Source organism: Bacillus sp. BB51/4 (assembly GCF_008368845.1).
GTDB lineage: Bacteria > Bacillota > Bacilli > Bacillales > Bacillaceae_G > Bacillus_A > Bacillus_A wiedmannii.
On sequence record NZ_QOSC01000008.1, the window covers coordinates 442,573 to 454,470 of the forward strand.

15 protein-coding genes are annotated in these 11,898 nt (G+C 36.7%); 8 read left to right on the forward strand and 7 right to left on the reverse strand.

From position 1 onward, the window contains the following. Nucleotides 1-16: 16 nt before the first annotated feature. Entirely contained in the window at nucleotides 17-400 is a 384-nt protein-coding gene (kapB, locus tag DN392_RS10960) for a kinase-associated lipoprotein KapB (protein ID WP_001209346.1), read from the reverse strand. Between the two features lie 169 nt (nucleotides 401-569). Between kapB and DN392_RS30315 the strand changes: the two genes are divergently transcribed. Together DN392_RS30315 and sodC are read left to right on the forward strand one after the other, a co-directional pair. Continuing rightward, nucleotides 570-746 (forward strand): hypothetical protein, encoded by a 177-nt coding sequence (locus DN392_RS30315; protein ID WP_000982763.1) that lies wholly within the window; start codon nucleotides 570-572, stop codon nucleotides 744-746. Between the two features lie 68 nt (nucleotides 747-814). Next, nucleotides 815-1,354 (forward strand): superoxide dismutase [Cu-Zn], encoded by a 540-nt coding sequence (sodC, locus tag DN392_RS10965; protein ID WP_000746514.1) that lies wholly within the window; start codon nucleotides 815-817, stop codon nucleotides 1,352-1,354. Nucleotides 1,355-1,491: 137 nt separating this feature from the next. Here the strand turns inward: sodC and DN392_RS10970 are convergent, their stop codons facing one another. Continuing rightward, nucleotides 1,492-2,643, reverse strand: coding sequence for a MalY/PatB family protein (locus DN392_RS10970; protein ID WP_001175870.1), 1,152 nt, complete (start codon nucleotides 2,641-2,643; stop codon nucleotides 1,492-1,494). A gap of 116 nt (nucleotides 2,644-2,759) precedes the next feature. Here DN392_RS10970 and DN392_RS10975 point away from each other — a divergent pair, with 116 nt between their 5' ends. Continuing rightward, nucleotides 2,760-3,011: a YugE family protein gene (locus tag DN392_RS10975; RefSeq protein WP_000537643.1), complete on the forward strand. Its 252-nt coding sequence runs from the start codon at nucleotides 2,760-2,762 to the stop codon at nucleotides 3,009-3,011. A gap of 29 nt (nucleotides 3,012-3,040) precedes the next feature. Here DN392_RS10975 and DN392_RS10980 read toward each other — a convergent pair whose 3' ends face one another. Together DN392_RS10980 and DN392_RS10985 are read right to left on the reverse strand one after the other, a co-directional pair. Beyond that, nucleotides 3,041-3,880, reverse strand: a complete 840-nt coding sequence (locus DN392_RS10980; RefSeq protein ID WP_001015207.1) for an alpha/beta fold hydrolase — start codon at nucleotides 3,878-3,880, stop codon at nucleotides 3,041-3,043. Between the two features lie 109 nt (nucleotides 3,881-3,989). Beyond that, a complete protein-coding gene (locus tag DN392_RS10985; protein WP_064057630.1) occupies nucleotides 3,990-4,982 on the reverse strand; it encodes a 2-hydroxyacid dehydrogenase in 993 nt (330 codons plus the stop codon). 118 nt (nucleotides 4,983-5,100) lie between these two features. Here DN392_RS10985 and DN392_RS10990 point away from each other — a divergent pair, with 118 nt between their 5' ends. The 3 genes from DN392_RS10990 (at nucleotide 5,101) to yugI (ending at nucleotide 7,382) form a co-directional block, all read left to right on the forward strand. After that, entirely contained in the window at nucleotides 5,101-5,598 is a 498-nt protein-coding gene (locus DN392_RS10990; protein ID WP_000255704.1) for an Lrp/AsnC family transcriptional regulator, read from the forward strand. Beyond that, a complete protein-coding gene (locus DN392_RS10995; protein WP_048566604.1) occupies nucleotides 5,595-6,785 on the forward strand; it encodes an aminotransferase in 1,191 nt (396 codons plus the stop codon). The genes DN392_RS10990 and DN392_RS10995 overlap by 4 nt, the downstream gene beginning before the upstream one ends. 252 nt (nucleotides 6,786-7,037) lie before the next feature. Then, nucleotides 7,038-7,382, forward strand: coding sequence for a S1 domain-containing post-transcriptional regulator GSP13 (gene yugI / locus DN392_RS11000; protein ID WP_000003769.1), 345 nt, complete (start codon nucleotides 7,038-7,040; stop codon nucleotides 7,380-7,382). A gap of 112 nt (nucleotides 7,383-7,494) precedes the next feature. Here the strand turns inward: yugI and DN392_RS11005 are convergent, their stop codons facing one another. Continuing rightward, nucleotides 7,495-7,728 carry a DUF378 domain-containing protein gene (locus DN392_RS11005; protein ID WP_000105789.1) on the reverse strand — a complete coding sequence of 78 codons (234 nt, stop codon included), beginning with the start codon at nucleotides 7,726-7,728 and terminating at the stop codon, nucleotides 7,495-7,497. Between the two features lie 274 nt (nucleotides 7,729-8,002). Here DN392_RS11005 and DN392_RS11015 point away from each other — a divergent pair, with 274 nt between their 5' ends. Further along, complete coding sequence (locus DN392_RS11015; RefSeq protein WP_149238019.1) at nucleotides 8,003-9,358, forward strand: glucose-6-phosphate isomerase; 1,356 nt, start codon at nucleotides 8,003-8,005, stop codon at nucleotides 9,356-9,358. Between the two features lie 24 nt (nucleotides 9,359-9,382). After that, on the forward strand, nucleotides 9,383-9,796 hold the full coding sequence (locus tag DN392_RS11020; protein WP_000612330.1) for a YugN-like family protein: 414 nt from the start codon (nucleotides 9,383-9,385) through the stop codon (nucleotides 9,794-9,796). Here the strand turns inward: DN392_RS11020 and DN392_RS11025 are convergent. Beyond that, nucleotides 9,783-10,778: a potassium channel family protein gene (locus DN392_RS11025; RefSeq protein WP_000842338.1), complete on the reverse strand. Its 996-nt coding sequence runs from the start codon at nucleotides 10,776-10,778 to the stop codon at nucleotides 9,783-9,785. The genes DN392_RS11020 and DN392_RS11025 overlap by 14 nt on opposite strands. A 94-nt stretch (nucleotides 10,779-10,872) precedes the next feature. Next, nucleotides 10,873-11,553, reverse strand: coding sequence for an MgtC/SapB family protein (locus DN392_RS11030; protein ID WP_000384160.1), 681 nt, complete (start codon nucleotides 11,551-11,553; stop codon nucleotides 10,873-10,875). Nucleotides 11,554-11,898: the final 345 nt, after the last annotated feature.

Here is an 11,898-nt window from a genome sequence, read left to right on the forward strand (position 1 = left end):
TGGTCGTTTTGTTTTTTTAAAGTTTGTAGTCTTTTTTTAACTGCTCTAATGTTTCTAGACTACGAACCGAAAAAGGTGAATCATCTTCAGAAAATGAATTCATTTGAGTTTCTAATGCTAATTTGAGTGACTCTGTATACTCTGGAATTTCTCCTTCATATTTCTTCACCATTTGCTCTGGAATGTTCGTCTGTTCACGGAAAGCTAAAGCACGTCTTTCATGGAAAAATGGTACGTCAGCTTGTTTTACGTTATGTAAGTCACCTTGCACCGGATGTTTTAAAACAGCTAACACTTTTACGACGTAACTGCCAGGACGGCTATTTGTAACTTCGCCGATGTATTTGCCAGTTTTATAAATACCAGTAACGATTTCACCAATTTCAAATGTTTCTCTCATATTTTTCACCTCAAGTTTATAGTAAGGAAAGTGTGCGAAGGAGTCAAAGAAATCATTCGCTTTCGGAATGCCCCCTTGAGAATATGGACAGGTTCCACTATAATTTTATATTATATAACAGAAAATTCTGATGTTTTATAAATCCTCTAATAAGGAGTGTTCTATTTATATGATGCCTTTATATTTTCCGGAAGATAAAACAGAATATATTATTCCAGGGATTGTTTGCGTTCTATTTATCATTGGTGCCGTTGCTACGTGGCGTATGTTCATTCGTGTATCTAAACGAGAAGCGGAGCGGTTACAGAAAGTTGAAGAAAAACTTTTAGCGGAAAAGAAACAGTAACTCATTTTTGTATGTTTCCCTCCATGCTCGGACAATCTAAAGGCAGAATATATTTTGGAGGGAATAGAATGAAAAAACGGCTTTTTTTCAGTTGTTGTTTATTATTTCTGATGGCAGGTTGTGACCAAGGAAAGCCGAAAGAAATTGACGTGAAATTACATAATGCTTCAGGCGATGAAGTGGGGACTGCGAAAGTAGTGCAGCAAACAAGCGGAGTGAAAATCACGATTAAAGGGGAAGGGTTCGCACCTGGCCCGCACGGCATGCATGTACACGAAATTGGTGAGTGTAAAGCACCACGTTTTGAATCATCTGGTAATCATTTTAATCCTGATGATAAAAAGCATGGACTTCTTAATCCGAAGGGTGCAGAAAACGGTGATTTACCGAACGTAATTGCAGACGGTTCTGGAAAGATTAAAGCGGAAATCAATGCACCACATATAACGCTGGAAGAAGGAAAAACGACGATTCATAGAAAAGATGGAGCGTCTATTATTATTACAGAAAATGCTGATGATGGTATGACACAACCGACAGGTAAATCCGGCGATCGAATTGCTTGTGGTGTCATTGTAAAAAAAGCGTCGGATATGAAGAAAAAGTAAAAGCTACCGTGCATGGTAGCTTTTTTTGTGAAACGTAATTGAAAATATATCAGCGGTTATTGGGATATATCAATTTGCCAACAAGAATTGAGAAAGGAGGCTGCCCACGATTGATTAGGGGGCAGCCTCCTTTCTTATTATGAAAACGTATGGCGCAGTCTGTTTAAAATTTCTTCTAAAACAGATCTTGGACAGCCGATGTTAATTCGAATATGTTCTTCGCCGCCTAATCCGTATTTCTCACCAGGTTCAACGATGATTTTCCCTTTTTCCTCAAGCAATGTGGTGCGTTCGTTTTGAGAAAGCTGTAGGCGAGAGCAATCAATCCATAATAAAAAGCTACCTTCTGGTTTCGTTACAGAAAGAGTAGGTATGTGATCTTTAATATATTTACAAGCGAATTGAGCGTTATCTTCTATATATAATCGAATTTCATTTAGCCAATCGTTACATTCTGTATAGGCACTTTGCATCGCTGTATAGGCAAATGTATTTAATCCGTGGAAACCTTGTCTATATTGGATAGATATAAAGGTTTGACGGAGTTTTTCGTTTGGAATGATAATAATCGATGCCTGTAATCCAGCGATATTAAATGTTTTACTCGGAGCCATACAAGTAATCGTGCGCGCTGCTAATTCTTCAGATAAAGAAGCAAATGGTGTATGAGTACGATCTCCGTAAATAATATCGGCATGAATTTCATCCGCGACAACGATTACATTATATTTTGTACATAACGTGCCAAGTTGTGTGAGTTCCTCTTTTGACCAAACACGCCCGATTGGATTGTGAGGACTACAAAGAAGCATGAGTTTGACGCCTTGTTGAAATTGCTTTTCTAAATGATCGAAGTCTATCACATATGTATCATTTTGTTTCTGTAAAGGACTCACGCATAATTGTCTGTTGTTTGTTGTGACCATTTCGAAAAATGGGGGATAAATAGGTGGTTGTACGAGAACGGATTCGTTTTCCTTTGTGAAGGCCTGTATGCTCGTACTAAGAGCTGGAACGATTCCCGCGCTAAAGACAATCCAATCTTTTTGAATATCCCAGTTGTACTGTTTTTTTGTCCAGTTACAAATAATATCTCCAATATTTTCGGGAGGAAGTGTATAGCCGAAAATAGGATGCTCGATACGTTTCTTTAAAGCAGTCTGAATTGGTTGTGGTACTTCAAAATCCATATCAGCAATCCAAGCATGGAGAAGTTCTTCGTTTTTATACGTATCCCACTTCGTACTATGAGTTCCACGTCGATTGACTGTTTTATGAAATAGTTGCATAAGTTTGCCCCCTTCTTCTGTAAACCGTTAAGTTATGAAAGTTCTCTCTCTTCTTATAGAATAGCTGATGTGATAGGATAAAGAAAAGTATTAAAAAGTGAAAAGGCGGGAAGCGAATGGGTACATATGAAAAGATGATAGAGGTTGTGAAGAATTGGGATCCGTTTCAAATGGGACCGGAGTTTTATGAAACAGAAGCGAGCGATGTTGTGAACGTCGTAAGTGTGTTCGACGATCCAAAATACATCGCAAAAAAGATTCAACATATATACTTTATGTCTTTTGAGGAAGTACCTGCGCTTGGAAAATGTGAGAAGTTAGCTGTGGAATTACTTGTAATAAAAGAAGGCGGAAGTTGTTCATTGTAGGCTGTCGGAATTTCCGACAGCCTTTTGTATTATTGTGCAGAAAAAGCGATAATTTCTTCATAAACAAGTTCAGGCTTTTCTTCAGGTAGTAAATGTCCTGTGTTTTCGTAAGAAATAAATTTCGAGTTTGGTAAATCTTTGTGTAGCCGATGACCTACATGTACAGGGACGACACGATCTTTTTCACCCCAAATGAGTAGTGTAGGTGTTTCAATTTTTTGTAATTCAGTTGAAGATAAATCACCTTCACGGTCTCTTATCATACGAGTTAAAGCAGGGAATATACGGTTGTCATAAAAAGGAGCGGAGTAACCCTCCTTCATTTCATCGTCAATTAATGAGTGATCATGAACGACATTCATTAAGTTATGAACAATGCCGCGCCGTATAATCCAGTTCTTTACGTATAAATGAAAGAACGGTAAATAAGAAGAGTATAGTAAAGGTAAGGTTGCGCGTGCTAAATAGCTAGAGCTGCATAGTAAAATTGTCTTTGAAATTAATTCAGGGCGTATACGGTTTACATAGAGAGAAATTTGTCCACCCATAGAATGCCCAACTAACACAATATTTGAGAGAGATAAATGTTCAATTAAATCGATAATAACCGTTGCTAAATTATGATAAGAATATTTAAAGAGATGAGACTTATCACTTTTTCCGAACGGTGGCAAATCAAGAGCTAGTACTGTTCCTGCTTTCGATAATAAAGGAATGAGGCGGCGGTAACTGAATGAGGAAGATAAAAAGCCGTGAACGAGTACGAAAGTAGGACGTTCCGTTTTGTTGTCATGTTCATACAATTCGTAATGAATAGTAGTGCCGCGAGTGGAAAAAGTGAAATAAGGACAAGTATATTCGTGATTCATTTTTTGTCACTCCATTGATTTTTGTTCATATCATCTCCAAGGCAGAAAAAAATATGTTAACAAAAAAAGGCAAGATGACGATGTCATCTTGCCTTTCGTTTATTCATCATTACCCGCGAACAATATTAGGCGGTGTTTTTCCTTGTAACCCTGCAACTAAATTTTCAGCGGCTGTCATAGCCATTTGCTGCCTAGTTTTTAACGTTGCAGATCCAATATGCGGTAAAGTCACGACATTTTGTAATGATAAGAGCGGATTATCTTTTTGAATCGGCTCTTGTGTAAACGTATCAATGCCTGCTGCAAAGATTTTCTTTTCTGTTAACGCTTGGATTAACGCTTCTTCATCTACTGTTTTTCCGCGAGAGGCATTAATGAAGATTGCTGTTTCTTTCATTAATGAAAATTCCTTTTCTCCGATAAGATGATACGTTTCATCTGTTAATGGAGTAAGAAGAACAATAAAATCAGATTGTTTGAGTAACGTCTGTAAATCACAATATGTAGCATCGAATTTTTGTTCAGCTTCTTCTTTACGGCGACGGTTATAATACAGAACATTCATATCAAATCCGAATTTCGCTCGTTTTGCAACGGCTTCTCCAATTCGTCCCATTCCGATAATACCGATTGTACTATGGTGTACATCCAGCCCGAAGTGCTCTTTTCCGATTTCGGCGTTCCATTCACCATTTTTCACGTAGGAGTCGAGTTCGCAGACGCGGCGACCAGCAGATAACATAAGAGCGAAAACAAGGTCTGCTACTGTATCATCTAATACATATGGTGTATTCGTTCCAATGACATTGCGCTTTTCCATTGCTTGTAAATCAAAATTATCGTAACCGACAGAAATGTTGCTTACTACTTTTAAGTTAGGAGCTACATTTAATAATTCTTCATTAATAGCAGATCCGAAATTTAATAATCCATCTTTATCTTGTATTTTCTCTAGTAGAACATCACGAGGTACCTTCTCATTTTGCTCCCATTTTTCATAATCACAGTGTTCTAATAAATAGTTTTCTACAAATGTTGGAACTGGTTCAGCAATATAAACTTTTGGTTTCACGGTTCCATCCCCTTTCGCTTTATCACGCATTTTTCCGCTGATTAAAGTTTCACTTTATTTTGACATAATTCACTAAAAAAATCTTCTTTTCAAACTGGAAAGGGTATTTGTATAATTTAGACACAAACGAAAAGGAAGGATGATTTATATGGTGACAGAAAAAGAATTAGAATTATTAGCTTGTCTTGAAAAAAGTAGTCGATTATCTGTAGATACATTAGCAAAGCTGTTAAATATAGAAGTAAAAGAAGTAAAGAAGATGGTTGAAAAATTAGAAGCGGAAAAGATTATTGTGGATTATGTAACACATATCGATTGGACGAAGGTAAAAGAACATACAGGTTTAACGGCGATGATCGATGTGAAAGTTACGCCAAAGCGCGGCGTTGGGTTCGATGCGGTTGCTGAACAAATTTATCGTTATTCAGAAGTGAAATCTGTGTATTTAATGTCAGGGACATACGATCTTTCTATTACATTAGAAGGAAAGACAATGGGAGAAGTAGCGATGTTTGTTTCTGAGAAATTAGCAACAATTGAATCTGTCGTTTCTACAACAACGCATTTCATTTTGAAAAAGTATAAACATGAGGGAATTATTTACGAAAAAAACGATGATGATAAGCGCATTGTGGTGACACCATGAAGCAATTTGAACTATCTAGAACGGCAGAAGCTTTACAACCATCTGGTATTCGAAAGTTTTTCGATTTAGCAGCAAATATGAAAGGTGTTATTTCTCTTGGAGTAGGAGAGCCTGACTTTGTTACACCTTGGAATGTAAGGCAAGCATGCATCCGTTCTTTAGAACAAGGATATACGTCATATACAGCAAATGCAGGATTATTGGAACTTCGTCAAGAAATAGCAAAGTATCTAAAAAAACAATTTGCAGTATCTTATGATCCGAACGATGAAATCATTGTTACAGTTGGAGCGAGTCAGGCGTTAGATGTAGCGATGCGCGCCATTATAAATCCTGATGATGAAGTACTCATTATTGAACCAAGTTTCGTTTCTTATGCACCGCTTGTGACATTAGCTGGAGGAGTTCCGGTTCCTGTGGCAACGACTTTAGAAAACGAGTTTAAAGTACAACCAGAACAAATTGAAGCAGCTATTACAGCGAAAACAAAGGCAATTTTGCTTTGTTCACCAAATAACCCAACAGGTGCAATGTTAAATAAATCCGAGCTTGAAGAAATAGCAGTGATTGTTGAAAAGTACAATTTAATCGTATTATCTGATGAAATTTATGCAGAGCTTGTATACGACGAAGTATATACAAGTTTCGCGAGTATTAAAAATATGCGCGAGCATACAATTTTAATTTCGGGATTTTCAAAAGGGTTTGCGATGACAGGATGGCGTCTCGGTATGATTGCAGCTCCTGTTCAATTTTCGGAATTAATGCTCAAAATTCATCAATATTCCATGATGTGTGCACCGACAATGTCTCAGTTCGCAGCACTTGAAGCGTTACGCGCGGGGAATGATGAAGTAATTCGGATGAGAGATAGTTATAAGAAACGCCGTAATTTTATGACGACATCGTTTAATGAAATGGGTTTAACGTGTCATGTGCCGGGCGGAGCATTTTATGTCTTTCCTTCTATTTCTTCAACTGGACTATCTTCGGCAGAATTTGCAGAACGGTTATTATTAGAAGAAAAGGTGGCTGTTGTACCTGGAAGTGTATTTGGCGAAAGTGGTGAAGGATTTATTCGTTGCTCGTATGCAACATCGCTTGAACAACTTATGGAAGCAATGAAGAGAATGGAACGGTTTATAGAAAATAAAAAAAGGACAAAACATAATACGTTTTGTCCATAAAAGGGGGGGAATACTAGAAAGCCATGTGTTAGTATTCTATCCCAATATTAGAAAATTATACGTACTCTAGGAAATTTTTCGTTAATTTTGAATGAGTTCTGTCATAGTGGTATAATTTACTAATATAAGGTATGCGTATCCTGAGTAGCTTTACTTAGGGTACGTACTAACTAATCGGATATTTAACAATAAATCATCTGCTTTGCTATCTACAATTGTAGAGAAAATGGTAAACGTATGGGAGTGTTTCATATGTCAGAACAATATACAACTGGAGTGGTTGTAACAGGGAAAGTGACTGGGATTCAAGATTACGGAGCATTTGTAGCGTTAGATGCAGAAACACAAGGGCTTGTGCATATATCTGAAATTACAAATGGATATGTAAAGGATATTCATGACTTTTTAAAAGTCGGCGATACAGTAGAAGTAAAAGTACTTTCAATTGATGAAGAACACAGAAAAATGAGTTTATCGTTAAAAGCGGCGAGAAGAAAACAAGGGCGGATTCTTATACCGAATCCATCTGAGAACGGATTTAATACGCTGCGTGAAAAGTTAACAGAATGGATTGAAGAGTCCGAGTTAACAAAATAAAAGAGGAGCGCATATGAGCGTTCCTCTTTTACTTTATCTTATGATATATATTTGCAAATATGATTGCATGCAATCATATTCGTATGTCGGAGGTGAAGTAAGGACATACTGACTAGCGAATTTCGTTCGTTTCTGGGTGAGTGCCAAGATTTTCTGATGGTTTAAAGAGTAAACCAAGATTGATAAGCCCAGAAATACCAACGATGCCGTAAATAATACGGGAAAGAGCGGAATTTTGTCCACCGAAAATGGCTGCCACTAAGTCAAACTGGAAGAACCCGATTAGTCCCCAGTTCACAGCGCCAATTACAGTAAAGACTAATGCGATACGTTGCAGAGTACTCATGAAAAAGCCCCCCTTAATTGTGAAGCATGAGCAAGCGATGAGTTAATTAACTCCTTTATAGAATGGCGTAGTTATGTTGTTTTTATACATAAAAAATATAAGAAAAAGGATGTATATACATCTATACAGAAAAATAAGAATTTTTATGCAAAAAATGAACTTTTTCTAAAAAATATATTTTGGTTACGTTTACAATGGTTGAATCGCTTGATTTACAACTTCAGTTTCGCTAAAGTGAATACAGAAATACATATCCATAATTGGAGGGAAAAAGATGAGTACACATGTAACGTTCGACTATTCTAAAGCGTTATCCTTCATCGGTGAACATGAAATCACTTATTTGCGTGATGCAGTGAAAGTAACACATCATGCAATCCACGAAAAAACTGGAGCTGGGAACGATTTCCTTGGGTGGGTAGACCTTCCGCTTCAATATGACAAAGAAGAATTTGCTCGCATTCAAAAATGTGCAGAAAAAATTAAAAATGACTCTGATATTTTACTTGTTGTAGGTATTGGTGGTTCTTACCTAGGAGCACGTGCAGCAATCGAAATGTTAAACCATTCTTTCTACAACACACTTTCTAAAGAACAACGTAAAACTCCACAAGTGCTATTTGTTGGACAAAACATTAGCTCCACTTACATGAAAGATTTAATGGATGTATTAGAAGGTAAAGACTTCTCTATTAACGTTATTTCCAAATCAGGTACAACAACAGAGCCGGCACTAGCATTCCGTATTTTCCGTAAGTTATTAGAAGAAAAGTATGGAAAAGAAGAAGCTCGCAAACGTATTTATGCAACGACAGATAAAGCACGTGGTGCATTAAAAACATTAGCTGATAATGAAGGTTACGAAACATTCGTTATTCCAGATGATGTTGGAGGCCGTTTCTCTGTATTAACGCCAGTTGGTTTATTACCAATCGCAGTTAGTGGCTTAAATATTGAAGAGATGATGAAAGGTGCAGCTGCTGGTCATGGTGACTTCGGTACATCAGAACTAGAAGAAAACCCAGCTTATCAATACGCAGTAGTTCGTAACGCTTTATACAATAAAGGAAAAACAATTGAAATGCTTGTTAACTATGAGCCAGCACTTCAATACTTCTCTGAATGGTGGAAACAGTTATTTGGCGAAAGTGAAGGAAAAGATCAAAAAGGTATTTTCCCATCTTCAGCAAACTTCTCAACTGACTTACACTCATTAGGTCAATACGTTCAAGAAGGTCGTCGTGACTTATTCGAAACAGTTCTGAAAGTAGGTAAATCTACACATGAACTAACAATCGAATCAGAAGAAAACGATTTAGATGGATTAAACTACCTTGCTGGTGAAACTGTAGACTTCGTAAACACGAAAGCATACGAAGGTACATTACTTGCACATAGCGATGGTGGCGTACCAAACTTAATCGTAAATATCCCTGAATTAAATGAGTACACATTCGGTTACCTTGTATACTTCTTCGAAAAGGCATGTGCGATGAGCGGCTACTTATTAGGCGTAAATCCATTTGACCAACCAGGAGTAGAAGCATATAAGAAAAACATGTTTGCTTTACTTGGTAAACCAGGATTTGAAAAGTCCATCGGTATATTCAAACTAGAGTGGGTATGCTAAAGAAAAAGTCTAGGAGGGATGGGCTTGATTCCGATTCAATCAAATTTAGAAGGACGTACATATGCGTTATATAAGTTAGAAGAGATAATGAAGCCACTTGGGTATAACATTGGTGGCAATTGGGATTACGATAAAGGATGCTTTGATTACAAAATCGATGAAGAAGATGGATATCAATTTTTACGAGTGCCATTTACAGCAGTGAATGGCGAATTAGATGTACCTGGTGTAATAGTCCGTCTTGGAACGCCTTATATTCTTTCGCACGTATATCAAGACGAACTAGATGATCACGTAAATACTTTAACGGCTGGAACGAGTGGAATGGATCAATTTGCTGAGCCGAAAGATCCAGATGGAGATGTGAAAAGAAAATATATCAATATTGGGAAAGTGCTCATGCAGGAACTAGAAAAACATTTTCTTAATGGTGAATAACAATGAGTATGTCGCTTTCAATGAGAACAAAGGAATGGACTGGATTAATCATATATTGTTCGTCGCGTTTTATACCTAGTAAGAGAATATTTTGCTTTAAAAGAGTATAGCTACAATTTGCAAAAGTTTGTCCAGTGCAGGAAGGATAAAGCTCCATCAGTTGTAATTTGTTATCAGAGATTTCATCGTAAAGTGAGAATAGTACGCCTGAAATGGAAGGGAATAAAAGAGAAGCGGTAAATACGTAGCTCGTTAATTTATTTCCTTCTATAATTTCTGATACACCAGCTCTAGTTGCATTTTGTATTTGTTCAGAAGTAAGAAGTTCAGCGATGCAGTGAATGTTTGGATTAAGACCTTTTGCAGTTAAAATATTTAAAATGGACTGTGTATCTGCTAAGCTTTCATTTTTTTCTTTATCAGCTGTTATTAATATAGTGTGAGCAGTTGTAATATTAGCTTTTAATAAAGTTTGATCGTGATGCGGGCAACCCTTTATAAATTCTAAATGATGAAATGGTTTTGGAAGTAAAGAAAGTGTTTCATCAATTAAAACGATATCAAGGTTCGGTTGTAAGATGTGCATTTGTTTTACAACATGTTTTGCCCGTTCATTCCAACCCACGATAATCATATGACCGTTAGAGGTAGCGGCTTCTTCTCCTTTAATTTTCATATATTGTTTATTAATCATATCAGTGGCGAACAGAACCATATAATAAGAACAAAAACCGGTTCCAAATAAAATAATACCCATACCGATAAGTTTGCCTATTAGTGTATGCGGGGCAAAGTCACCATAGCCAACGGTGAAAATGGTAACGATTGACCACCAAACTCCATCAAACCATGTGGTGAAGTGTGATGGCTCTAATCTATGTATAAGGAAGCCAGAAAAAGCAGTAAGTACAACAATAAAGCAAACTAAACGGAAAATAATGGAATCACGAAATGTATCTACTAAATTTGGACGGGATTTCAAACTCTTATTCCTCCTTACTTTGCAGGGCTACATTCATTGTTACCATTATAGAAAAAAGAAAAACTCTCTAATTTAAAAGAGAGTTTGTTTTACATTACATACTTTCTAATTCAGTTTGTTGGACACTTTCAAGATGCTGGAGGGCGTAGTAAACATCAGCAGTATGCCTTTTTTGATCGATGGATAATTTCAAATGTAAATAGTGAGAGCCATTCTCCAATGTTTTGAGCTTCATATTCTTAACTTTTATATCCATTTCTTTTATTTCTTCAATTACAATTGGGATATTGTCCATATTTCGCACAACAAGTTTTACTGCGATATCACGTTGACGAAATGATCTCGGTCCTACAAATTTCATTGCTAATGGTATAAGTTCAACGCTAATCATAAGGAAACACATTCCGAAAATCGCTTCGATATAGAATCCAGCCCCAACAGCAATACCAATACCAGAAGCACCCCAAATCATAGCAGCAGTCGTTAGTCCTGCAATGCTATCGTTTCCTCTTCGTAAAATAACACCGGCACCTAAAAAACCGATTCCTGATACAATTTGAGCGGCGAGTCGAAGTGGATCCATATTCATATGATCGGTATGTGGTAAATTGTAAGCCGCTTTAATAGAAACAATCGTCAGGAGGCAACTAATGATAGAAATAACTAAACAAGTTTTTAAACCAAGTGGTTTTCGTTTTAATTCGCGCTCTAAACCGATAGCGAACCCTAAAATAGCCGAGAGACCTAGTTTGATTAATAAATCGGCATAGTCCATATATATTCCTCCTTGTATGATATGGTATATAAATAAAACATTTATTATAGAAAGAAATGCTTTTGATAGAGTTACTTTATATAGAATATATGTAGGAATTATTTATACATGAAAGAGATATTTCGTTTAAGTATATGATATTAACAAAGAAATTAGGGTGATCTAAAAAAAGTTTATAAAAGGTGTTGCATTTCGAATTTCACCATGATATATTAATAACCGTCGCTGATGCGGAAACGCAGAAAACGACAAAAAAGAAATTGAAAAACTTAGTTGACATCGAAAAACGAAGATGTTAACATAAGGAAGTCGCAAATGAGCGACCAAGTAGTTCTTTGAAAACTG

Excerpts from the sequence above, each read along its gene's own strand:
- kapB (WP_001209346.1), bottom strand. The coding sequence starts at position 400 with ATGAGAGAAACATTTGAAATTGGTGAAATCGTTACTGGTATTTATAAA.
- DN392_RS30315 (WP_000982763.1), top strand. The coding sequence starts at position 570 with ATGATGCCTTTATATTTTCCGGAAGATAAAACAGAATATATTATTCCA.
- sodC (WP_000746514.1), top strand. The coding sequence starts at position 815 with ATGAAAAAACGGCTTTTTTTCAGTTGTTGTTTATTATTTCTGATGGCA.
- DN392_RS10970 (WP_001175870.1), bottom strand. The coding sequence starts at position 2,643 with ATGCAACTATTTCATAAAACAGTCAATCGACGTGGAACTCATAGTACG.
- DN392_RS10975 (WP_000537643.1), top strand. The coding sequence starts at position 2,760 with ATGGGTACATATGAAAAGATGATAGAGGTTGTGAAGAATTGGGATCCG.
- DN392_RS10980 (WP_001015207.1), bottom strand. The coding sequence starts at position 3,880 with ATGAATCACGAATATACTTGTCCTTATTTCACTTTTTCCACTCGCGGC.
- DN392_RS10985 (WP_064057630.1), bottom strand. The coding sequence starts at position 4,982 with ATGCGTGATAAAGCGAAAGGGGATGGAACCGTGAAACCAAAAGTTTAT.
- DN392_RS10990 (WP_000255704.1), top strand. The coding sequence starts at position 5,101 with ATGGTGACAGAAAAAGAATTAGAATTATTAGCTTGTCTTGAAAAAAGT.
- DN392_RS10995 (WP_048566604.1), top strand. The coding sequence starts at position 5,595 with ATGAAGCAATTTGAACTATCTAGAACGGCAGAAGCTTTACAACCATCT.
- yugI (WP_000003769.1), top strand. The coding sequence starts at position 7,038 with ATGTCAGAACAATATACAACTGGAGTGGTTGTAACAGGGAAAGTGACT.
- DN392_RS11005 (WP_000105789.1), bottom strand. The coding sequence starts at position 7,728 with ATGAGTACTCTGCAACGTATCGCATTAGTCTTTACTGTAATTGGCGCT.
- DN392_RS11015 (WP_149238019.1), top strand. The coding sequence starts at position 8,003 with ATGAGTACACATGTAACGTTCGACTATTCTAAAGCGTTATCCTTCATC.
- DN392_RS11030 (WP_000384160.1), bottom strand. The coding sequence starts at position 11,553 with ATGGACTATGCCGATTTATTAATCAAACTAGGTCTCTCGGCTATTTTA.